This is a genomic window from Empedobacter stercoris, assembly GCF_025244765.1.
In the GTDB taxonomy this organism is placed as follows: domain Bacteria; phylum Bacteroidota; class Bacteroidia; order Flavobacteriales; family Weeksellaceae; genus Empedobacter; species Empedobacter stercoris.
In genome coordinates, this window is the sequence record NZ_CP104209.1 from 942249 (window position 1) to 963266 (window position 21018).

The following is a 21018-nucleotide window of genomic DNA, read 5'->3' on the forward strand; positions in this document are numbered from 1 at the left end:
GTGGCAACTTTAAATTTCATATCGATTGAAGCAATACTAAACTCAAATCTTTTCCATTCCGACCATTGACCAAAAGTACATTTCGATAACTTTTAGCCACTATTTTATTGGTTTTAAATTGATAAGGTAAACTTTGATGACGTAATAATTTGCAGCCTAAAATAAATCCAAAAGCCGATGACGTTCCAAATTCACCAATAAAATCTTTGTATTCAAATATCTCAATCAATTCCTTCTCATTAATTCGCAAAGTTTGATCTCCTGAAATTATCGCATCAATATCGGATAAATCAATATTATTCAATTGAATAAACTTTAAAATTTCAGCATTTACATCTTCATAATTATTCAAGAGATGAACATCTATTACTTTCGCATAAGAACTTTCACTTTTTTGATTAGATAAAACACAAAAGTGTGCACCTTCACTGTATTTAACTCCTTGGTTAAACTCATTTTTAATCTCACCAACTAATTGCAATAATTCATAAGTACGAACACCTATTTCATCAATTCCACCAATTAACGCATTATTAATCCCTTCCTTTTCTACTTGTAAAAAACCATCTAATAACGCATTCTCAAAGGAATTAAAACCATTTGTATAGGTAAAATTGTAAGCGTTGCACCCAAGATGTAAAGCAATTTGAGAACCAACCGTATTATGTGTAGATTGAATAAAAGCAGTTGGCGTCAAAAACTCCTCTTTGTTTTGAATAATATTCGTCAAAAACTTTTCAGAATCCACCAAACAACCTAAAGCTGTTCCAGTGATTATCGCTTCTGGATGTTCAATTCCTCCATCATTCAATGCTTTTAAAGAAGAATAAATTCCCATTTTAACTCCAGAAGCCATTCGACGACTCATCGCAGAAGAAATAATATCTTTTAACAAAGGAGATTTCGCTTTCGTTATTGAAGTTTCTAATAACAAAAAATCATTTGTGATTTCATTTGTAAATTGAGCATTTACGAAACCTAATCCATTTACCACTACTTCTTTCATGATTTAGAAAAGATTAAAGTTGAACAATTCCCTCCAAAACCAAACGAGTTTGATAATACACATTGAATATCTTTGTTCTTAACTTCTGTCGAAGGAAAGATATTCAATTCTTCAATCGGAGATTGAAAATTAAGGTTAGGGTAAACGATACTATGTTGTAAACTTAACAAACTAAAAACCGCTTCTACACTCGCTGCAGCAGCTAATGTATGACCCGTATATGGTTTAGTTGAACTAAAAATAGGTACATCTTCTCCAAAGATTCTTTTCAAAGCTCTACCTTCTGTTATATCATTGTTGTTTGTAGCTGTACCATGAACATTGATATAATCGATATTCTTTGGTTGAATATTCGCGGTTTCAAATGCTTTTTTCATCGCTAAATACGCTCCTTCTCCATTTTCAGAAGATGCAGTTTGATGAAATGCATCATTGGCATTACCTGAACCGATCAAATAACCAAAGATTTTTTTGTTTGATTTTTGAGCTAATTCATCTGATTCTAAAACCAAATAAGCTGCGGCTTCTCCAAGGTTTAAACCTTTACGATTTTTATCAAAAGGTTGATTAAACTCGTCGCTTAAAATCATTAAACTTTTAAATCCATTGATTGTAAATTTAGACAAAGCGTCAGTCCCACCTACAATCACACGATCCAATTTCCCTGAATTAATCAAACGAGCACCATACATAATCGCATTTGCAGCTGAAGAACATGCAGTACTAATCGTCGAAACAAAACCTTTTAAACCAATCTCGTTTGCAATTTGATTCGTTGTTGCTCCTGCATCATGACTCATAATATACTTTTGTTGATCAAGTAAATTTTCAAAATCTAAAAAATAATTTTCAGTTCGATCCATTCCTCCTACACTCGTAGAGGAAATCAACCCCGTTCTTACTTCATTTACATCTTCTATCTTAGCTTTTTTTAAAGCTTCTTTTACAGCTACAAGCCCTAGCATTGCTGTTCTGGAAAAGTTGTTGTCCGAAGATAAATTTAAAAAAGTTGCTAACTCATCATTAGATAATTTTATTTCACCCACAAAAATTTCATTTTGATGAATAGATTCAACGTTTTTAAGGCGCGATAAACCATGTTTTTGATGAATTAATGAATCAAAATTTTCTTCGACATTCTTACCAATTGCCGAGATAATTCCTATTCCAGTTATAGCAACTTTTTTTGTCATTATTTTGTTCTATTTTTTTCGATATAATCAGCCATGATTTTAACCGATTGAAAGATTGTTTTTCCTTCTTTTGGATCAGTAATTTTAATTCCATATTCCTTATCCAATAAAACAATCAATTCTAATGCATCAATAGAATCTAACCCCAAACCGTCTCCAAATAGAGGGTCATCATTTTTAATCTCTTCTACCGAAACATCTTCAAGATTTAAAATTTCGATAATTTTCACTTTTAAATCGTTTATTAAATTTTCCATAATGTTTTTATTCTAACTAATATTATTTTAATCTATTAAGTACATTTTTGTTTCGTAATCTTCTTGTAAATAATCAACCCAAGCCAACACAACTTTTTTTGTTTTATTCTTATTAATCAAAAAATTCGCATATTTCTTAAGTAGATCTTCATCAAAATTCGATGAAATAAAAAAAGCATTTTCAGTTTTCAAATGATGACGAATACTGACTTCTCCTAAACAAATATTTGCTAATGTGTAAACAAATACAGCTGGACTTGGAAAAATTTCATCAGTCGATTGAATACTTTTTTGATGTTTCAAATCTGAATCTAAACTTGAATTTCTATTGGCAAAAACCAACGCTATTTCTTGATTTTCATTCAATGTATTCTCGTCTTTTAGAATGATCTCAGCAGCTAAAAAAGCCAATTTACTTTGATTATCCATTTTATAGAATTTTGGATAATCTATTTCTAACGATTTAAATAAATTTTTAGAAAATAACCCAAAATCTCCTGAAGAATCTTCGAAATAAAGTTCGTCATTCAACCAAACTTGTTCTTTTTTAATTTCAACTTTATTCATCTTGAACTTTTTTAAGTATGATTACAGCATTACTTCCGCCAAATCCAGAAGAAGTTTTTAGAATAACATTGATTTCTTTTTGAAGATTTTCCTTTAAAATATTTTGAGAAACTGAAGTTCCTACTTCTTTGAAATTATTACTTTTCAATATAATATTTTCTTCTGCTTGTTTCATCGAAATCACCAATTCTAACAATCCAGACGCACCCAATGTATGTCCGTAAAAAGCTTTTAGACTATTGGTCGGGGTTTTACTCATTTGCAAACGATTAAAAGCAATTGATTCCATTTCATCGTTATACAAAGTCGCCGTTCCATGAGCTGAAATATAATCTATTTCATTTGATGAAACATTTGCTTCTTTCATCGCCGACTCGATACTCAAAACCAAACCTTCACCTGTTCGTGATGGTCCCGAAATGTGATTTGCATCATTAATAGAAGCTTCTCCCAAAATTTGAAAACTATTTTTTTCTTTATTCTTCGAAAGATAAATACAAGCTGCTGCTTCGCCTAAATTAACACCTTTTCGAGCCTGATCAAAAGGTTTGCACAACTCGAAATCCATTGCTTGAAATGAATTGAAACCTGTTAAAACAAAATCTGTTAATTCATCTAAAGCCAAAACATATACATTGTCAAAAGTATCCATTTCAATGAAACGTTTTGCTACATTTACCGCCAAAACACCAGATACACATGCATTTGATACGATTATTGGTTCTGATTTGAATTCAAAATAATCAGCGATTTTTTTAGCGAAATTTGGAATAGATGCTTCGTTTATAGAATGTGAAAGATGATTAATATTTCCTTTCGTTGTGGATAAAACAAAACCCGTTCGAGAACTTATTTCCGCTTGCGCAACAATAGATTGAAGAGCTATAATCCCAATTAATTCTAATCGAGTATATTTTTTATTATCAATTACTTGATCTTTTAAATTACAGAAAATTTCTTCATTAATTTTTCCTGCATAAAAATGTTTTAAATGACCAAATGATTCAACTTTAGTGACGGCAGAATTTCCCTCCAACAATTGATTCCAGTTCGTTTCAATTGTATTACCGAAAGGCGTTAAAATATTCGCACGATTGATGTAAATTTTCTCCATTACAATAATCCTACTTTTTTCTTCCATTGTTCAAAGAATGCTGGAAATGTTAACATTAATTCTCCTTCGTTGTCTAAAAATACTTGAATTGTTTCACCAATACAAACTAATTTTTCATCTTGATTAAAAATCTTGAATTTATAAATCATCTTTGCAGCCAAAGTATCTACAAAAGTGGTTTCTATTCTACATTTATCTCCATATTTCAACGGAAACTTATGCTCGCAAACTGATTTGATAATCGGCGTTACAAAGCCACTTTTTTGAATATCCAAGTAACTAATTCCAAAATGACGGCCAAAAGCTTCTCTTCCATCTTCAAAATATGTAATATAATTCCCATGCCACACGATTCCCAACGGGTCGGTTTCATTAAATCGAACAGCGAAATTAGAATGATGTACTAAGGTTTTAATCTTCTCTTTTGAATCTATCATAATATAATGCGGCAAACAAGGTAATAATATAGAACAAAATTAACAAAATAATATTCGGTACAATCTCTATGAATGACTGATTTCGTAGAATAAGACTATAATAGCCATCTAGCGCCCAATTCATCGGTGAGATTTTTGCGAAATGTTGCATAAAATCTGACATTGCAAAAACAGGAATCCATACTCCTCCTATCGCTGCTAAAATAACGACTAAAGTTGCTCCAAATGGAGCAGATTGTTCTTGTGTTTTGGCTATTGTTCCAATTAAAAGTCCCAAACCAATTGCGGCTAAAGACGCAAAAACAGTCAGTCCATAAATAGAAAATAAAATACCATCTGTTTTAAAACTTGGTAAATCAATCAATGGAAAAACGAATTTAGCTACACCTAAAATCATTGTAAACTGAAATAAACTTATGGCTAAATAAGTGATTGTTTTACCAATAATTTGAACTGAATAAGGCATCGGACTAGTTAATAATCGTACGTGTGTTCCTAAACTTTTTTCTTTTACAATATTGATAGATAAAGGAACAACGATAAAAAATATAGCAAATAATGTCCAAGCAGGAACATTATGTTGTGTCACGTTTGGTTTTAAAATTGATTTTGAATCTTCGGGAACAATTTCTTGAAAATGAATGAATTTTTCATTTTGAAAACTCAAATCTTCAGACCCCATTTCTTGTTGAAATGCCTTATAAATACTTTTATTTTCGGTGTCCGTTATTAATTGATCCAATACATTCGAAACATTGTCCTTAAATGCCAAGGAAGTTGCTGGATCAAAATAAAGTTTAATCGTTTTTGGACTAACCTGTTGATTGTATTTAACTTCCGTACTATCGAAAGCAAATTCATTTAAAATTTGCTCAACATTTTGATTGATTTTATAATCCAAATCTTTTGATAATCGTTCAGGTATAACAATTCCGACTTGATATTTCCCTTTGAACACCTCTGATTTTAGTTCATCTTCTGTTAATTTTTTTCCATTTAATTCTGAAACAATTTTCAAATTGCCCGATTGAGAAATATATTTTTTAACCACAGCAGAAATACTATCCTGATCATGATCAATAAATAGTACTGGAATAGTTGCTTCTGCAAACGAATCGTAGGTACTTTTCTGAATTTTAGTTACCGTTACAACCAAAATCAAAGGCATTATAAAAAGAATCACCAACCCACCAATATCGCGAATCAGCAATAAAATTTCTTTTTTAATACATGCTAAAAGTTGTTTCAACATATCATGACAATTTAGTTAGATGAACAAATGCTTCTTCAAGATTATACGCATTTACTTGTTGAATCAATTGTTTTGGTTGGGCAGTTATAATCGATTTTCCTTGATTCATAATAGTAACCTGCGTACAAAAATCTTCCGCTTCTGCCATATGATGCGATGTATAAACGATCGACATTCCTTGCTGATGAAGTTCTTGTAAATAATCCAATAACGCAATTTTGGACTGAATATCAACACCAACAGTTGGCTCATCTAAAAATAGAATTTCTGGTTGGTGAAGAATGCCTGCCAATAAATTAATACGGCGTTTCATTCCACCCGAAAAAGATTCAATTTTTCTATCCAAAAATTTACTCATTCCAACTTTTTCTGTCAAAAGCAAAATCTTTTCATGCAATTCTTTTGAAGGAACTTTATAAATCTTTCCGAAAAATTCTAAATTTTCTCGTGCTGTCAACGTTGGATACAATGCATATTCTTGTGGAACAATTCCAATAATATTTTGAATCTTTTTTAAATCATTTTTCTGATTAAAATTCTGAATCACAATATTCCCAGAAGTGGGTTTAATCAAACCTGAAAGTATCGACATCAATGTTGTTTTCCCTGCTCCATTTGGACCAAGAACACCATGAATTTCGTTTTGTTTTATCGTTAATGAGAAGTCTTCTAACGCAAAAACATCCGAATTTTTATATTTTTTATATAATTTTTCAATCTCAATCATCTCTAAATTGCTTTTCTTAAACGCTTAAAAAACGACTCTTCTAAATCTGCTAATTCCAACAATTGATCAGAAATTACATCATAAATATCTTGGGCATTGTTTCTTTTTTTATATACTCTTGAAGCATTTAAAGCAAAATCGCGCCATTTATCGCCTATTTCAGAAATTTCTAAGGCAAAATCATTCAGATGTGGTTGGTTTATTTTTTGTGCAGCCTCTTGTAAAAAAGCCGCATAAATATAACGAAAACCTCCACCACCAGTTCCGATTTCTTCTTGCATACGAATCATTTGAGCCAAGAAATAATTGGTTTTTGCATTTCCAATTTTCTTTGGCATTTTTTTAATTCTTTTTGCAACCATTCGTATACCTTTAACACCAACAATTGGTACTGGCGCTAACATTTCGCGACACGTTTTTTTTATTCCTTTTGTAATCGCTTTCTGATAATCTATATGTTCTGGAATATATTCAGGATAATACAAATGGCCTTTTGGAGCTAAAACTCCTTTCGAAAAACGAACTTTTTCTAATTCATTTTCTGTCAATTTTGTTGTTTCTTGCATCACAGGATCACTAATTAAATAAGTTTGATCTTGTTTACCAAAAACAACCAAATTATGTCCATTGAAATGGAATTTATATTCTTCGGGAAAATAAGTTAAATTGTATACACCAACCTGCAAACCACATGGACGATTAGCTAATAGTTGTTGATCTAAAAAGGTTTGAGCAGACTTTGTAGAACGAAATTTATGACGTTTAACCTTTATTCCAAGATTTTTTGCTGCACGATTAAAGATCATTCCAGGCATTGGACGATAACTAATAGCAGGCGCATGATTCACTTTAAGAAATGGCAAGAAGACAAAGAATAGTCCCGAACCAATTCCAAAAATCATTGGTTCTGAAATATCAATTCCTTTATTTTTTAACAAATTAGAAGCAACACCGTTCTCGCAATGTGCAGATTGAAAATGTTTAAAATCAGTTAGGGTTTCCATTAAAGTTTTTTAATTCATCAACCGAAATTTCAAAAGCTTCGGCATATTTTTTTAGTGTTGATTCTTTTAGTTTTGCGAAAACAGTTGGCTTTGAATGTCGTTTGACAAAAAATTTCCAAATTCCAACATAATTAGAAAGGATATCCCAATCCATACGTTTCAATTCCATGAAATATAATATTGGACTTGCTTTTCCTTCAATCACTTGTTGTCTTGCTTGCTCTGTACGCTCATCTAATATTTTTAATGTTTCGGACTGAACAAGATTCTTCGCTTCCCAACCCGTACTCAACGTTTGAGAAAACTCGCCTTGATCATCAATCGCGTAATATACTTCATTAAAATCTTTTAAATGTCCTTTATCTTGTGGTACTTCTGATTGTTTCATTTTTTATGGTTTTGAAGCATCAAATTCATCGTAGCTGTTGCAATAATCTCTTCGTCAAGTACAACTATTGCCTGCATTAAACTAATTGTAAATTCATCATAATCATAAACTTCTAACAATGTTGATTTTGTTGTTATTGTTTGATTAATTTTTGGTAATTTCAAGATTTCAGCTCGTTTTATCGTACTAATAAAACCAGTTACATCCCCTTTATGAAGATCAGCAAAATTGACAAAATAATTTTGACCTATAATCGTTGAGCAAACTTGCGCCATATTTTCGAGCAAACCGACTTCAGTAAAATATTCGTTCTGAATAAATAGTTGAGTTGGTTTTATCGTAAATAATGCTTCAACATACGTTTTTTCTAACCAAGAAATCGTATCCACAAAAAGCATTGGCTCACGATGTGGAAGGTATTGTTGAATATCAATTTGTTGATTTACTTTCATAAATTATGTTTCTGCAATCACTGTTTTCATCTCTCCTTTTGCAATTACCTCTTCTTCAATCTTTGTTTCGATTGATACCAAAGTCACCCCCATCACTTCGTGTAAAATAACGGCTGTTGTTACTAAATTTTCATTAACTTTAGGCAAACGATTAATCTGTATTGACTTCATCGACCCGATATATCCTGTTGGTGCTGATTCATTTCGAATATAAAATTGATATCCTGTATACAACGCTACTGTTTGCGCCATATGTTCTAACACTCCTGGTTCTTTTAATTCATTATTACTCACAAAAATTGAATCATTTTGTACCGATAAACCACCAACTACTTTTCCTTCTTCAAAATCAAAAATAGCATCAACCATTATCATTGGTTCGCGTTGTGGAATCAATAATTTGATAAACTCTATCGAGTGATTAGGTAATTGTATTGCACTCATTTACACGACAGTTAAATAGGCATACGAATAAGAAAAACGTCCACTTTCTGGTACACAAAGCATGATACGATTTCCTTTTATAAGATTTCCTTTCTGAAAAAGTTCATCAAGCATTAAAAAAATAGAAGCCGAGCCAACATTTCCAACTTTACTCAAATTCATAAACCATTTTTCAAGCGGAATTGTGATACCTTTCTTACAAAATTCATCATATAATCCTTGAACAAAATAATTAGAAGATACATGTGGCAATAAATAATCGATCTGATCTGATGATAATTGATGTTTATCCATTGCAGCTTTCATGCTTTCCACACCTTTGATTAAAATATTGTCGTTTAAAACTTTGACATCTTGTTTCAATGAAAAAACCGATTTTTTTAGCCAATCTTCCGAAGAATAATCGCTCCAAGGTTTCATTTCTCCACTTGGTAATTTATCACCACCTGCATACATACAGGTTTCTAATTCGTGTGCGTAAGAATAAGATTCCATCCACTCTATTTTTAGTGAAATAGTATCTTCATTTGGTGTATTTTCTAATAAAAAAGCACCTGCACCATCAGACAACATCCAACGTAAAAAGTCTTTTTTGAACGCGATAATAGGTTGTTCTTCTAATTCTTTCAAATTTTCAACTTCATGTTCAAATTTTTCTGCTTTCATCCATGTCGAAACTCGTTCCGATCCAGAACAAATTGCATTTTTAGAATTACCCGATTTCACTGAAAGATATCCAAATTTTAACGCATTCATTCCCGAATTACAAACACCAGAAGAAGAATTTAATTCGACTGAAACATTATTTTGCAATAAACCATGTACCATTGCTGCATGAGAAGGTAATAGCAAATCGGGTGTAGAAGTTCCACAAGACAATACCTCAATATCGTTTTGTGTAAATCGATCATCCAACAAATTGACGATTGCTTTCATTGTCAATTCAGCATTAGAATGCGTTATATTCCCTGATTCATCAAGTGCATAATAACGTGTTTTGATTCCATTATTTCTTAAAACAATTCTTCTTGCTTTTGACGGAATTTGATTAATCTTTCCTAAAAAATCTTCCATTTCTTCGTTTGAAACTGGTTGATTTGGCAAAAACTTAGAAGTTTTGGTGATATATACGTGTTGCATATTATTTTATTCCTTGATAATATTTTACCTGTTTTTTGTATTTAAAATAATTAAACGGATAAAATATAATATATAACAAATTTACTATCGGAGATATTATCCAAATAGCCACAATTAAATAATAATAAAAGAATTTTAAGAACTTTTCTCGCTGTTTACCTTGCTTAGAATCAATCATTTTTGACCAAACTTTAAACATTCGGTTTCCCTTTTTATCTACAGAAACCAAAAAAGGTTTTACCTCAACAGCATGAGCTTGTACTAATTTTTCTTGTAAATCTGAATAACTATTATTTTGGATTGAATTTAGAATAATTTCACCAAATCTTCTACTTTCTTGTATTGTTTTTTCATTAATTCCTGGCAAAGGCAACAAATTAAACATTCGTTTTTTAACTCCTGAAAACATCCAATTTACAATCGTCATTGCACTTATTAAATTTGGTGTATGATCTACTAACGCAATATTTCCGACCAATTTCGCTTTTTGTTCTTTCAAAATTACCTTGATTTTTTCCTGTGCTAAAAACCACATATTTCGCGAGCCACTAATCGTAATTATTTTAGTATGTTCTAAAAGTTTTTGCGATTGCGAATCTCTTAAAAAAGAGTTAATTGGAATGGAAGGTGATAAAAACCAAACTTGATAATACAATAAAATCAAATCATATTTTTGATGTAAGATTTCGGATGGAATTGGTTTAATGTTCTTCTTTTTTTGAAGAAAGCTGTCAGGAAAAGCATTAAAAAAAGAATAAAAATCCCACGGAAAAGGAAACTCCTCCTCCATTTTTATGTTATAGGTCGTTAAACTAATATCTTGGCTTTTATTTAAATCATAAGTTGTTTGCTTTACAATCTCTTTCAATTGTCCTGACTGCGAATAATAGACAACTAATATGTTTGTCATTTTGTAAAAGATTATTTTTTTTAGTGGTTTGAAAATTCATAATGTTGTGTAATTTACTTCCAAAAATCGAAATAATTGAACCATTGATAAGGATATTTTTTTAGAATGATTTCTAAATTCGTACAAAACTCCTTCAATAGAGCGTTTGCATCACGATGTTTGAAATTCGCTTGACGAGCATATAGATGATAATGTAGATTTTTTTCTTTCATGACATACACGAAAGCAACGGGCACTTTCAATCGAGAAGCAATAGAAAATGGTCCTGCAGGGAAATTAGCTTCTTTGCCAAGAAGAACTTCTGACATGGTCTTATTTCCTTCGAAATAACGATCACCTGTAAAACAAATCAATTCATTTCGGCTAAGCGCATTGTTAATTTCGAAAATATGTGATAAATCCTCTTGAATTAAGATAAATTTCACCGAAGGTTTCATGGAAATACTTTCCAAATATTCTTTGATGACGTTTCGTTCTAAATCTGTCGTTACCAAATTTATTTGACAATCTAAATCGATGTCAGCAAAAAAATGTTCTGCAACTTCGAAATTTCCAACATGTGCGCTGATTAAAATTCCTCCTTGTTTTTGATCTAACAAATTTTTCAACAATTCAATCCCATCAAATTCGTACGTAAATTTATTACGTAAACCTGCATTAATTGCTGTTTTATCAATTAATGTTTGACCAAACGTATAATAACTTTTATAAACGCTTAAAATTGATTTGAAAATGGAAAATTTTAGACGATAACGAAAGTAATTGTAGATTGATTTATTGCTATCGACAGCTGTTATAAAATAATAAAAAGCTACAAAAATTAAGACTGAGTAAGCAGCCTTAATTCCGAGCTTTTTCATCACATTGACAAATATTTTGTAACCAAGGACCGTTCCTTTAGAACGACCATCCCATTGTTTCATATTTGTTATTTGTTCTCTAACTTTTGTTCTACAATTGTATAAAAGTCTTCAAAAGTAATCATACTTTGAAAATCTTCTTTTACTAATTTAACACCAAAATTAGATTCAATGATTACCACTAAATCGACATAGTCTAAACTATCTAAATCTAATGATTCTTTGATATTTTTTTCTTCTGAAATCACAGAAGGATCAACTTCAAATTCATCAATTAAGATAGCGTTTAATTTTTCAGCGATTTGACTTTTCACCATTTTTTAGGAATTAATTTTTTTAATTACAAGGGCAGAATTCGTTCCACCGAATCCAAAAGAATTTGACAAATATACATCAAATTCTTTATTTAAGGTTTCTTTAACAATGTTTAATTTAGCTGAATCTTCATCTGCATCTTCGAAATTAATATTAGGCGCAATAAAATTATTCATCATCATTAAGTTAGAATATATAATTTCACTTGCTCCCGCCATCCAACATTCATGTCCTGTCATCGATTTTGTCGAACTAACATAAGGTCTCGTTTTCCCAAAAACTTGATCGATTGCTTTTGCTTCATTCGCATCACCAACTGGTGTAGAAGTCGCATGAGCATTGATATATTGAATTTCATCAGCCGATAGATTTGCTTGTTTTAACGCTCTATTCATTGCTATCGCAGGCCCATCTACATTAGGTGTAGAAATATGCCCCCCATTTGATGAAAAACCATAACCCAAAACCTCAGCTATAATTGGAGCACCACGTTTTATAGCCGATTCATAACTCTCTAAAATCAACGTTGCCCCTCCTCCACTTGGTACTAATCCATCACGATTTTTATCAAAAGGACGGCATGCTTTTTCTGGATGCTTTTCATTGGCTGAAAAAACACCTAACCCATCAAAGCTTGCCATAGCATATTTATTTATTTCTTGCGCTCCACCGCATATAATCATGTCTTGCAAACCATCTTTGATCATCATAAAACCCAAACCAACAGAATGAGAACCGCTTGCACAAGCAGCACTAATGGTCATGTTAATTCCTGTCAATTCGAAAATTGTTGCAAGATTCATGGTTACAGTAGAATTCATTGATTTAAAAATAGCACCAGAACCTATTAATTCTGTGTCTTTTTTCTCCCGAACAATATCAATAGCATCAATAATTGCTTTCGAAACGCTATCGTTTCCGTAAATAATGCCAACTTCATTTGATTTCACATACTCTTCCGTCAAACCAGCATTCTTCAAGGCTTCTAAAGTTGCCATATACGCAAACTCTGTTTCTTGGCCAACTGTAATTCGTTGACGACGATTTAAAAAAGGTTTCAAATCAGCATGAGGAACCATTCCTGTTAATGCGGATTTGAATCCAAATTCTTTACGTTCTTCATCAAAAATAATCCCTGATTTTCCTTGACGCAAAGATTCGGTTACTTCTTCTAATGATGTTCCTAAACAAGAATAAATTCCCATTCCTGTTATTACGACTCTTTGACTCATTTTAGCTAAGAATAAATTCCTCCATTTATATTGATTACTTCACCTGTAATATAACTCGATTTTTTAGAAACCAAGAAACTTACCAAATCAGCTACTTCTTCGGCTTTTCCAAAACGATTGGCTGGAATTATTTTTTTTAATTCCTTTTGATCCAATTCATCTGTCATATCGGTTTCGATAAAACCTGGCGCAACAGCATTTACTGTCACATTGCGTTTGGCAATTTCCTGTGCTAAGGCTTTTGTAGCACCAATAACTGCTGCTTTCGCTGCTGAATAATTCGTTTGTCCTGGCGTTCCTTTCAATCCAGAAACAGAAACAATATTCACAATTCGACCAAATCTATTTCTTAACAATGGATTGATAAAGAAATGCGTCACGTTATAAAAACCATTTAAACTTGTATTAATCACATTCGACCAATCATCTTGCGAAATCCACATAAACAAATTGTCTTTTGTTATTCCAGCATTGTTAACAATTACTTCTACAATTGCATCTGAATTTTTTTCTGACCAATCTGTCAAAACTTGTTGGGTTTGATTAGTATCAGCTACATCAAATTTCAAAATTTCACCTGAACCTCCTAACCTTTCCACTTCTCTTAAAGTCTCTAACGCAGCAGCTTCATTCGAATTATAATTGATTAAAAGATGATACTCATGGTCTTCGGCAATTTTTAAACAAATTGCTTTTCCTATTCCACGCGAACCACCTGTTACTATTGCACATTTCATGCTTTATTTTACTTTATTATTTAGTAAATAATTTTTAACTTCCTTAAGATAAGGATAAATCACCTCATCTTCCTTAAATGCAGGAACAATTTTACGAATTGAATCATAAAATGCTTTCCCTTTTGATGACAATTTATCTTGTATTTGTAGACATTCTATCGCTTGTGTTACAGCTAAACTTTGAACTGTCAATACCTCAAACGTATTATCAATCACTTTTGCACAAATTGTAGCGGCATTCGTTCCCATGCTCACAATATCTTGATTATCGTTATTATTTGGAATACTATGCACATACATCGACGTAGAAAGTGTTTGATTTTCTGCCGTTGTAGACGTAGCTGTAAACTGCGCTGCTTGTAAACCAAAGTTAAAACCAAGTGTTCCTAAATTCACAAAAGGTGGTAGAATATCATTAATTTTTGGATTCACTAAATAATTTAATTGACGCTCACTAAGCATCGATAAACGCGTGACAGCTAATTTCAATTTATCTAACTCTAACGAAACATAATCGCCATGAAAATTACCTCCGTGATGAACCGTTTGATTTTCTACATCAATAATTGGATTGTCACTTGCCGAATTAATCTCGTTTTCTATTACTTCTTTTGCAGCATTCCATGTATCGTAAATTGGACCTAAAATTTGCGGAACACAACGTAACGAATAATATTCTTGTACTTTTTCTTGGAAAATTTTCTCTTTACGTTCTTGGTACAATTCATTTTCTCGTTTTTTAACCAATTGACTATCATTCAAAAAGTCGGTCATTTTATTCGCAACAACTCGCTGTCCTATATGTTGTTTAGCTTCATTTAATGGTTTTGAATAATGGTCATCAAAAGATTGAACAATCTCATTCATCATCGAACTCAACGTAATCGAAAGATTAATCAATTGATCTACTTTAATCAAATTTACCATTCCGATACCTGTCATAACCGAAGTCCCATTCATAATAGACAAACCTTCGCGAATATGAACTTCTATTGGCTGAAGATTTTCAATCTCAAAAACTTCTTTCGTTGATTTGATTTCTCCTTTATAAAATACTTCCCCTTCACCGATTAAAGCTAATGCTAAATGTGCTAACTGAACTAAATCTCCACTGGCTCCTACGCTACCATGTTGATAAATAACCGGTAAAATATCACGATTCACCAACTCTTGCATCAACAACAAGACCGATGGATGAATTCCTGAAAAACCAAGAGACAACGTATTTAAACGCGCAATAATTGCTGCTTTTGTTTGATCTAACGTCAATGGTTCTCCTATTCCTGTACAGTGGCTTCTGATTAAATTATATTGAAGTTGAATTGTATCTTCTTCCTCAATACGATATTGAGCCATTGGACCAAAACCTGTATTTACGCCATAAATTATTTTATTTGTTGAAAACTCTTTCAGAAAATTAAAACTATTCTCCACTCGCTTAAGTGTTGATTTATCCAGCACTAATTTTTTATTTGCAAAAAGTATGTTTTCTATAGTGTCAATTGTTAATTTTGTCATGTTATTGATTAGGTAAAATATTTAGCGATTTTTGGTTACTTGTTTCCTCAATCAATTGCAAAAATAATTAAAAAACTATACAAAAAATCATGATTGAAAATACAGATGTTTTAATCATCGGTGCAGGTCCTTCGGGATCTGTTGCTGCAGCCTATTTGAAAAAGCACAACGTCAATGTAATTGTGTTAGAAAAAACGCAATTTCCACGAATTGTTGTTGGCGAAAGTTTAATTCCTCGTTCAATGGATCATTTCGAAGAAGCGGGTTTATTGCCTTATTTGGATCAACAAAATTTTGAAGTAAAAGCTGGAGCAAGATTTATTCGTGATGAACAAATTTGTGTTTTCGACTTCAGTAAAAAATTTGGTAAAGGTCAAGATTGGACCTGGCAAGTTCCTCGTGCTGATTTTGACATGACTCTTGCGAATGCAATTATTGACAAAGGTGCTGATTTACGTTTTAATGAAGAAGTTATTGATGTACAATTTGAACAGAAAAGATCAATCACAACTGTAAAAAAACAAAACGGTGAAACTTATCAAATTAACGCTAAATTTTTAATTGACGCAAGTGGATATGGTCGTGTTTTACCCCGATTATTAAACATGGATAGCCCCTCAAAATTAAATCCTCATTCGGCTATTTTTACACATATAGATGATGCACGTCGACCTCAAGGACAAGAAGGAACGCAGATCTCTTTTGATATCATCGAAACAAAAGTTTGGTTATGGGTGATTCCATTTTCAAACGGTAAAACGAGTGTTGGAATTGTTGGCCCAACAGATTATATCAATCAATTATCAACCAATCAAAGTACTGTTGAGGCTTTACAAAATGCAATTAAAAAGTCTGATTTTTATGTCAATCGATTTGGTGATTTACCGTTTGAGTTTGAACCTAAATGGTTGAAAAATTATTCGGCAGCTGTTACAAAAATGTATGGAGATGGTTACGTTCTAACAGGAAATAGTACCGAATTTTTAGACCCTGTTTTCTCTTCAGGAGTTTGTTTTGCCACAGAAAGTGGTTTGAAAGCTGCGAAATTAGCCATTAAAGAAATAAACAACGAAATAGTTGATTGGCAAACTGAGTATGAAGATTACATGAAAGAAGGCATTGATGTTTTTACCACTTATGTTCAGGAATGGTATACTGGGAATTTGCAAGAACTATTTTTTTATCAACCCGAAAATCCTGATGTTAAAGAAAAAATTTGTGCCGTTTTAGCTGGATATGTTTGGAATAAAGAGAATCCTTTTGTCAAAAAACACAGTAGTGTGATTCGAAATATGGCCTATTTGATCCGAATGGTAAACGAAAAAGAATAATAATGAAGTCGACAATCTGTCGATTTTTTTTATTTCAAATTCAATTAGTTTCTCTATTTTTGAGTAATCCAATACTACAAATACATGCAATTTCAGACAATTGATACGGTAGAATCGATATCGAAAGAAGAATTTATAAAAAATTATCTCAAAAAAAGAAAACCTTTGTTATTAAAAGGTTACGCTAAAGATTGGAAGGATTTTGATAAATGGAATCTTGATTATATCAAAGAAAAAGCTGGTGAACAAATTGTTCCTTTGTACGATAGTAAACCCGCTGATGCAACAAAAAGTTCGGATACACCTGCCACACACATGAAATTTAACGAATATGTTGATTTAATAAAAAAGCAACCTTCTGACTTAAGAATTTTCTTTTTTATTATTAAAGATAAAATTCCTGAATTACTTAACAATTTTACTTATCCAGACCTTGGGTTAAAATATTTTGAACGATTACCTACTTTATTCTTCGGCGGAAGTGAGGCAAAAGTTTTGATGCATTATGATGTAGACATGACGGATTTTATTCATTTTCAATTTCAAGGCGACAAACGCATTTTATTATTCGAACCTCAACAATCAAAAGCATTGTACAAAGTTCCCCTTTCGGTTCATACGATTTACGAAATAGATTACGATCACCCTGATTATGAAAAATTTCCAGCCATGAAACACGCCAAAGGATTTGATTTTGTAATGAATCACGGCGATGCTTTATTTATTCCGCGTGGTTATTGGCATTATAACCGTTATTTGGAAGCTGGTTTTTCGATGTCATTGCGTGCTTTTCCGAATGAATTTTTTCAAGTCTTGAATACCGTTTATCATGTTTTTATTATGCGTTACACTGATAAAATCATGCGCAAAATATTTCAAATCAAATGGATTCATTTTAAAGAAAAATGGGCAATCAAGAAAAGTCACCGTTTTTATAATATTAAAAATTAACCAATAAAAAAATCCGATCGAATAATCGAACGGATTTTATTTCTTCTAAAAAAGTACTTATTAGTAAGAAGCGTCTTTGATACGAGCTTTTTTACCACGTAATGCTCTGAAGTAGAAGATACGAGCTCTACGAACTTTACCTCTTTTGTTCACTTCAATTTTTTGTAATGCTGGCATGTTTACTGGGAAGATACGCTCTACACCTACATCTCCAGACATTTTACGGATAGTGAAAGTTTCTGTAGTTCCTTGTCCTCTTCTTTGGATAACAACCCCTTTAAAGAACTGAACACGAGTTTTTCCACCCTCTGTAATTTCTTGATAAACTGTAATAGTATCACCTGCTGCGAAAGCTGGGAACTCTTTTTTAGCTACGTATTTCTCTTGTACGTATTTTACTAAATTTTCCATTTTAATAATTTCAATTTATTTAAATTGAGCAACTTAAACGTCCTTCGTCAGAGGTTGAACAATGTGGGTGCAAAATTAATCAAAAATCTTGATTATACAAATGATTCTCTTAATTTTATTTGTGATATTTTATTAATTCGTGTGTATAAACTTGATTGTTTAATTGCGCAATTATAGATTTCATCGCAACAATTCGTGCCGATTTTTTGTCATCTGTCTCAATTTCTATCCAAGGCGAATCTTTTGTTCCAGTTTCTTGAAACATTTTATCAATATAATTGGTATAAACCTCCCATAACTCTTGTGCTTTTTGATCCAATGCTCCTAACTTCCATTGTTTCATCTCATTTTCTTTTCGTTCCTGCAAACGTTCTGCTTGCTCATCTTTCGAAATAGAAAGAAAAATTTTAATCAAAATAATTCCGTCTTCTTGTAAAAGTTGTTCTATTTCACTTACTTGTTTCAAGAATCGATTGTATTGTTCTTCTGTACAAAATCCGAAAACTGGCTCAACTACCGCTCGATTGTACCACGAACGATCAAAAAAAACAATTTCTCCTGCATTTGGCAATTCTTTAAAGTATCGCTGAAAGTACCATTGTCCCACTTCTATTTCTGTCGGTTTTGGTAAAGCTTCTACACGATATTTTTTAGGATTTAGAAATTCGGTAATACGAGAAATTGTACCACCTTTTCCTGCTGCATCTCGACCTTCGAAAATAATTAAAACTCGTTTATCTTCTTGAATAACTTTGGTTTGTATTTTCAATAGTTTTTCTTGAAGTTGCTTTAACTCTTTTTCGTAAGCTAATTGTTCTTTGAATTTCTTTTCTTTAATGATATCATGTTCAACTAAAAAATCAATGATTTCTTGTTTATTATTTATTTTCTCTAAATCACTTAAATCAAATTCTGCCATAGTATTAGGTTTAAAGACTACATTTCAACTTCTAAATTTTGATGTTTCAAAATGCGTTTATTTTTATCATCATAAGGTATTTTAGACAAAATATATTCCATTGCTTCAACCCTTGCTTTATATTTTTTATTGGCATCAATTATTTTCCAAGGTGCTATTTTTGTATGGGTTAATTCAAACATTTTATCTTTATATTCAGAATAAACTTCGAACAAATCTTGTGCTTTTTGATCAACAGAACTATACTTCCAACGCTTAATAGGAGAGTTAACAATATCGTTAAAACGTTTCATTTGTTGTTCTTTTGTAATGGAAAAATAAATCTTGATTAGATAAATCCCAGAATTAATCCACATTTTCTCCACATCATTTACTTCATTCATAAAAGTTGCGTATTCATCTTGTGTACAAAACCCGTTAACTGGCTCTACTACAGCTCTATTATACCAACTTCTATCATAAAAAACAATTTCTCCTTCGCGTGGTAATTGACGAACATAACGCTGAAAATACCATTGTCCACTTTCAACTTCATTCGGTTTTGGTAAAGCGACAATACGATGTTCTCGAGGATTTAGATGTTCCACAATTCGACGTATAGCACCACCTTTTCCTGCTGCATCTCTACCTTCGAAAACAATCACCACTTTTTTCTTGTGATTTGCCACCCAAGTTTGAAGTTTAATCAATTCCTCTTGTAACTCTTCGATTCGTTTTTCATATTTTACGGTACGCAATGCTTTTGCAAAATTTAATTGGTCATGATCTGACTGCAATAATCCAACAAGTCCTTTTTTTGTTTCGATTAATTTTAAATCCTTCGGTTTTAATTCCATTTTATCAACATATAAAATTAATGATTCATTTCTTTTACCATTCGATAATAACGTTCAATCACATTTGGATCGACCATCAAATCAGCTTTCGACTCATCTTTCCCCTTGTAATTAAACAAAGATAGAACATAACGAATCGTTTCTAATCGAGCCAAATTTTTATTATTTGCATTTACAATAATCCATGGTGAAAACGAATTATGTGTTCGAGAAAACATTTGATTGATGTAAGTCGAAAAATCGTTCCATAATTCTTGCCCTTTCGCATCAACAGGGCTATATTTCCACTTTTTAAGTGGATTATTTAAACGAGAATCAAAGCGTGCTTGCTGTTCCTCTTTTGTAATCGAAAACCACAATTTGATAATGTGTGTACCCGATTCGTATAGCATATGTTCAAATTCTGAAACTTGAACCATAAATTGTTCATATTGTTTTTCTGTACAAAACCCCATCACAGGCTCTACAACCGCTCTATTGTACCAACTTCTATCAAAAAAAACAATTTCTCCTGCATTTGGCAATTCTTTAATGTAACGCGTAAAATACCATTGACTTTGCTCTACTTCTGTTGGTTTGTTTAATGCAACAACACGCATAGATCGTGGGTTAAGATGTTCTCTAAAACGACGTATTGTTCCTCCTTTACCTGAAGCATCTCTACCTTCGAAAATAATGGCTACTTTTTTGTTTTCTGTTGAAATCCAATTTTGAAAATTGACTAATTCGGATTGTAATTTTAGCAATTCAGTTTCATATTCAAATTTCTTCAAAACATTTTTATATAATGTATTTTCTTCTTGATTTTCGACCAAAAAATGCATTAACTCTTCGGTTGTTGTAAAATCAGAAATCTTACTTTTTTTCATAAATAATATAGATTGTAAAAATCTTTTTTAAGATAGAAATTTTGAGCAATATAAAAGTGAAGAATATGATAAATCTTTCCATTCAAATCATAAAATTTATCATGTTCAACCTCAGCCAATTTGGTTAAATTTGTATAAAATTAGTTTT

Annotated in this window: 25 protein-coding genes; 2 read left to right on the top strand and 23 right to left on the bottom strand. The window is 31.7% G+C overall.

The window, feature by feature from the left end:
- Nucleotides 1–16: 16 nt before the first annotated feature.
- Genes NZD85_RS04410 through NZD85_RS04500 form a run of 19 tightly spaced genes read right to left on the bottom strand, consistent with a single transcriptional unit; the run spans nucleotide 17 to nucleotide 15553 of the window.
- Nucleotides 17–1006: a beta-ketoacyl-[acyl-carrier-protein] synthase family protein gene (locus tag NZD85_RS04410; protein WP_188319846.1), complete on the bottom strand. Its 990-nt coding sequence runs from the start codon at nucleotides 1004–1006 to the stop codon at nucleotides 17–19.
- Nucleotides 1003–2199 carry a beta-ketoacyl-[acyl-carrier-protein] synthase family protein gene (locus tag NZD85_RS04415; protein ID WP_260543684.1) on the bottom strand — a complete coding sequence of 399 codons (1197 nt, stop codon included), beginning with the start codon at nucleotides 2197–2199 and terminating at the stop codon, nucleotides 1003–1005. Before NZD85_RS04415 ends, NZD85_RS04410 begins: the two co-directional genes overlap by 4 nt.
- Nucleotides 2199–2456, bottom strand: a complete 258-nt coding sequence (locus NZD85_RS04420) for a phosphopantetheine-binding protein (RefSeq protein WP_171623088.1) — start codon at nucleotides 2454–2456, stop codon at nucleotides 2199–2201. Before NZD85_RS04420 ends, NZD85_RS04415 begins: the two co-directional genes overlap by 1 nt.
- A gap of 27 nt (nucleotides 2457–2483) precedes the next feature.
- A complete protein-coding gene (locus tag NZD85_RS04425; protein WP_260543686.1) occupies nucleotides 2484–3023 on the bottom strand; it encodes a 3-oxoacyl-ACP synthase in 540 nt (179 codons plus the stop codon).
- The gene (locus tag NZD85_RS04430) at nucleotides 3016–4164 is read right to left on the bottom strand and encodes a beta-ketoacyl synthase N-terminal-like domain-containing protein (protein WP_260543687.1); all 1149 of its coding nucleotides are present in this window, start codon (nucleotides 4162–4164) and stop codon (nucleotides 3016–3018) included. Before NZD85_RS04430 ends, NZD85_RS04425 begins: the two co-directional genes overlap by 8 nt.
- Nucleotides 4137–4574: an acyl-CoA thioesterase gene (locus NZD85_RS04435; RefSeq protein WP_171623085.1), complete on the bottom strand. Its 438-nt coding sequence runs from the start codon at nucleotides 4572–4574 to the stop codon at nucleotides 4137–4139. Before NZD85_RS04435 ends, NZD85_RS04430 begins: the two co-directional genes overlap by 28 nt.
- Complete coding sequence (locus NZD85_RS04440) at nucleotides 4549–5826, bottom strand: ABC transporter permease (RefSeq protein ID WP_260543688.1); 1278 nt, start codon at nucleotides 5824–5826, stop codon at nucleotides 4549–4551. Before NZD85_RS04440 ends, NZD85_RS04435 begins: the two co-directional genes overlap by 26 nt.
- A gap of 1 nt (nucleotide 5827) precedes the next feature.
- A complete protein-coding gene (locus NZD85_RS04445; RefSeq protein ID WP_260543689.1) occupies nucleotides 5828–6553 on the bottom strand; it encodes an ABC transporter ATP-binding protein in 726 nt (241 codons plus the stop codon).
- Nucleotides 6554–6555: 2 nt separating this feature from the next.
- The gene (locus NZD85_RS04450) at nucleotides 6556–7557 is read right to left on the bottom strand and encodes a BtrH N-terminal domain-containing protein (protein ID WP_171623082.1); all 1002 of its coding nucleotides are present in this window, start codon (nucleotides 7555–7557) and stop codon (nucleotides 6556–6558) included.
- Nucleotides 7541–7945: a hypothetical protein gene (locus tag NZD85_RS04455; RefSeq protein ID WP_260543693.1), complete on the bottom strand. Its 405-nt coding sequence runs from the start codon at nucleotides 7943–7945 to the stop codon at nucleotides 7541–7543. Before NZD85_RS04455 ends, NZD85_RS04450 begins: the two co-directional genes overlap by 17 nt.
- Nucleotides 7942–8397: a hypothetical protein gene (locus NZD85_RS04460; protein ID WP_171623080.1), complete on the bottom strand. Its 456-nt coding sequence runs from the start codon at nucleotides 8395–8397 to the stop codon at nucleotides 7942–7944. The genes NZD85_RS04455 and NZD85_RS04460 overlap by 4 nt, the downstream gene beginning before the upstream one ends.
- A 3-nt stretch (nucleotides 8398–8400) precedes the next feature.
- On the bottom strand, nucleotides 8401–8841 hold the full coding sequence (locus NZD85_RS04465; RefSeq protein WP_260543694.1) for a hypothetical protein: 441 nt from the start codon (nucleotides 8839–8841) through the stop codon (nucleotides 8401–8403).
- Nucleotides 8842–9981 (bottom strand): beta-ketoacyl-ACP synthase III, encoded by a 1140-nt coding sequence (locus NZD85_RS04470; protein WP_260543695.1) that lies wholly within the window; start codon nucleotides 9979–9981, stop codon nucleotides 8842–8844.
- A gap of 1 nt (nucleotide 9982) precedes the next feature.
- Nucleotides 9983–10891 carry a dialkylrecorsinol condensing enzyme DarA gene (locus NZD85_RS04475; RefSeq protein ID WP_260543697.1) on the bottom strand — a complete coding sequence of 303 codons (909 nt, stop codon included), beginning with the start codon at nucleotides 10889–10891 and terminating at the stop codon, nucleotides 9983–9985.
- A 53-nt stretch (nucleotides 10892–10944) separates the two neighbouring features.
- A complete protein-coding gene (locus NZD85_RS04480) occupies nucleotides 10945–11814 on the bottom strand; it encodes an LpxL/LpxP family acyltransferase (protein WP_225539279.1) in 870 nt (289 codons plus the stop codon).
- Nucleotides 11815–11819: 5 nt separating this feature from the next.
- Nucleotides 11820–12068 carry a phosphopantetheine-binding protein gene (locus NZD85_RS04485; RefSeq protein WP_171623075.1) on the bottom strand — a complete coding sequence of 83 codons (249 nt, stop codon included), beginning with the start codon at nucleotides 12066–12068 and terminating at the stop codon, nucleotides 11820–11822.
- A 3-nt stretch (nucleotides 12069–12071) separates the two neighbouring features.
- Nucleotides 12072–13298 (bottom strand): beta-ketoacyl-[acyl-carrier-protein] synthase family protein, encoded by a 1227-nt coding sequence (locus tag NZD85_RS04490; RefSeq protein ID WP_171623074.1) that lies wholly within the window; start codon nucleotides 13296–13298, stop codon nucleotides 12072–12074.
- Between the two features lie 5 nt (nucleotides 13299–13303).
- Nucleotides 13304–14035 (bottom strand): 3-oxoacyl-ACP reductase FabG, encoded by a 732-nt coding sequence (fabG, locus tag NZD85_RS04495; RefSeq protein WP_225539280.1) that lies wholly within the window; start codon nucleotides 14033–14035, stop codon nucleotides 13304–13306.
- A 3-nt stretch (nucleotides 14036–14038) separates the two neighbouring features.
- On the bottom strand, nucleotides 14039–15553 hold the full coding sequence (locus NZD85_RS04500; RefSeq protein WP_260543700.1) for an HAL/PAL/TAL family ammonia-lyase: 1515 nt from the start codon (nucleotides 15551–15553) through the stop codon (nucleotides 14039–14041).
- A gap of 86 nt (nucleotides 15554–15639) precedes the next feature.
- Here NZD85_RS04500 and NZD85_RS04505 point away from each other — a divergent pair, with 86 nt between their 5' ends.
- Together NZD85_RS04505 and NZD85_RS04510 are read left to right on the top strand one after the other, a co-directional pair.
- Nucleotides 15640–16884 carry an NAD(P)/FAD-dependent oxidoreductase gene (locus tag NZD85_RS04505; protein ID WP_260544549.1) on the top strand — a complete coding sequence of 415 codons (1245 nt, stop codon included), beginning with the start codon at nucleotides 15640–15642 and terminating at the stop codon, nucleotides 16882–16884.
- 84 nt (nucleotides 16885–16968) lie between these two features.
- Nucleotides 16969–17835, top strand: a complete 867-nt coding sequence (locus NZD85_RS04510; protein WP_260543701.1) for a cupin-like domain-containing protein — start codon at nucleotides 16969–16971, stop codon at nucleotides 17833–17835.
- Between the two features lie 60 nt (nucleotides 17836–17895).
- Here NZD85_RS04510 and rplS read toward each other — a convergent pair whose 3' ends face one another.
- The 4 genes from rplS to ppk2 (NZD85_RS04530) form a co-directional block, all read right to left on the bottom strand.
- The gene (rplS, locus tag NZD85_RS04515) at nucleotides 17896–18246 is read right to left on the bottom strand and encodes a 50S ribosomal protein L19 (protein ID WP_171623070.1); all 351 of its coding nucleotides are present in this window, start codon (nucleotides 18244–18246) and stop codon (nucleotides 17896–17898) included.
- Nucleotides 18247–18361: 115 nt separating this feature from the next.
- The gene (ppk2, locus tag NZD85_RS04520; protein WP_260543706.1) at nucleotides 18362–19165 is read right to left on the bottom strand and encodes a polyphosphate kinase 2; all 804 of its coding nucleotides are present in this window, start codon (nucleotides 19163–19165) and stop codon (nucleotides 18362–18364) included.
- 17 nt (nucleotides 19166–19182) lie between these two features.
- Entirely contained in the window at nucleotides 19183–20001 is an 819-nt protein-coding gene (gene ppk2, locus NZD85_RS04525) for a polyphosphate kinase 2 (protein WP_260543708.1), read from the bottom strand.
- A 17-nt stretch (nucleotides 20002–20018) separates the two neighbouring features.
- A complete protein-coding gene (ppk2, locus tag NZD85_RS04530; RefSeq protein WP_394368362.1) occupies nucleotides 20019–20825 on the bottom strand; it encodes a polyphosphate kinase 2 in 807 nt (268 codons plus the stop codon).
- Nucleotides 20826–21018 lie beyond the last annotated feature (193 nt).

What these genes read in the sequence shown, in the direction of transcription:
- NZD85_RS04445 (WP_260543689.1), bottom strand. Translation starts at nt 6,553, where the DNA reads ATGATTGAGATTGAAAAATTATATAAAAAATATAAAAATTCGGATGTT.
- ppk2 (WP_260543708.1), bottom strand. Translation starts at nt 20,001, where the DNA reads ATGGAATTAAAACCGAAGGATTTAAAATTAATCGAAACAAAAAAAGGA.
- NZD85_RS04425 (WP_260543686.1), bottom strand. Translation starts at nt 3,023, where the DNA reads ATGAATAAAGTTGAAATTAAAAAAGAACAAGTTTGGTTGAATGACGAA.
- ppk2 (WP_394368362.1), bottom strand. Translation starts at nt 20,825, where the DNA reads ATGCATTTTTTGGTCGAAAATCAAGAAGAAAATACATTATATAAAAAT.
- NZD85_RS04490 (WP_171623074.1), bottom strand. Translation starts at nt 13,298, where the DNA reads ATGAGTCAAAGAGTCGTAATAACAGGAATGGGAATTTATTCTTGTTTA.
- NZD85_RS04480 (WP_225539279.1), bottom strand. Translation starts at nt 11,814, where the DNA reads ATGAAACAATGGGATGGTCGTTCTAAAGGAACGGTCCTTGGTTACAAA.
- ppk2 (WP_260543706.1), bottom strand. Translation starts at nt 19,165, where the DNA reads ATGGCAGAATTTGATTTAAGTGATTTAGAGAAAATAAATAATAAACAA.
- NZD85_RS04415 (WP_260543684.1), bottom strand. Translation starts at nt 2,199, where the DNA reads ATGACAAAAAAAGTTGCTATAACTGGAATAGGAATTATCTCGGCAATT.
- fabG (WP_225539280.1), bottom strand. Translation starts at nt 14,035, where the DNA reads ATGAAATGTGCAATAGTAACAGGTGGTTCGCGTGGAATAGGAAAAGCA.
- NZD85_RS04435 (WP_171623085.1), bottom strand. Translation starts at nt 4,574, where the DNA reads ATGATAGATTCAAAAGAGAAGATTAAAACCTTAGTACATCATTCTAAT.
- NZD85_RS04455 (WP_260543693.1), bottom strand. Translation starts at nt 7,945, where the DNA reads ATGAAACAATCAGAAGTACCACAAGATAAAGGACATTTAAAAGATTTT.
- NZD85_RS04450 (WP_171623082.1), bottom strand. Translation starts at nt 7,557, where the DNA reads ATGGAAACCCTAACTGATTTTAAACATTTTCAATCTGCACATTGCGAG.
- NZD85_RS04475 (WP_260543697.1), bottom strand. Translation starts at nt 10,891, where the DNA reads ATGACAAACATATTAGTTGTCTATTATTCGCAGTCAGGACAATTGAAA.
- NZD85_RS04410 (WP_188319846.1), bottom strand. Translation starts at nt 1,006, where the DNA reads ATGAAAGAAGTAGTGGTAAATGGATTAGGTTTCGTAAATGCTCAATTT.
- NZD85_RS04500 (WP_260543700.1), bottom strand. Translation starts at nt 15,553, where the DNA reads ATGACAAAATTAACAATTGACACTATAGAAAACATACTTTTTGCAAAT.
- NZD85_RS04440 (WP_260543688.1), bottom strand. Translation starts at nt 5,826, where the DNA reads ATGTTGAAACAACTTTTAGCATGTATTAAAAAAGAAATTTTATTGCTG.
- NZD85_RS04470 (WP_260543695.1), bottom strand. Translation starts at nt 9,981, where the DNA reads ATGCAACACGTATATATCACCAAAACTTCTAAGTTTTTGCCAAATCAA.
- rplS (WP_171623070.1), bottom strand. Translation starts at nt 18,246, where the DNA reads ATGGAAAATTTAGTAAAATACGTACAAGAGAAATACGTAGCTAAAAAA.
- NZD85_RS04430 (WP_260543687.1), bottom strand. Translation starts at nt 4,164, where the DNA reads ATGGAAGAAAAAAGTAGGATTATTGTAATGGAGAAAATTTACATCAAT.
- NZD85_RS04420 (WP_171623088.1), bottom strand. Translation starts at nt 2,456, where the DNA reads ATGGAAAATTTAATAAACGATTTAAAAGTGAAAATTATCGAAATTTTA.
- NZD85_RS04485 (WP_171623075.1), bottom strand. Translation starts at nt 12,068, where the DNA reads ATGGTGAAAAGTCAAATCGCTGAAAAATTAAACGCTATCTTAATTGAT.
- NZD85_RS04510 (WP_260543701.1), top strand. Translation starts at nt 16,969, where the DNA reads ATGCAATTTCAGACAATTGATACGGTAGAATCGATATCGAAAGAAGAA.
- NZD85_RS04460 (WP_171623080.1), bottom strand. Translation starts at nt 8,397, where the DNA reads ATGAAAGTAAATCAACAAATTGATATTCAACAATACCTTCCACATCGT.
- NZD85_RS04465 (WP_260543694.1), bottom strand. Translation starts at nt 8,841, where the DNA reads ATGAGTGCAATACAATTACCTAATCACTCGATAGAGTTTATCAAATTA.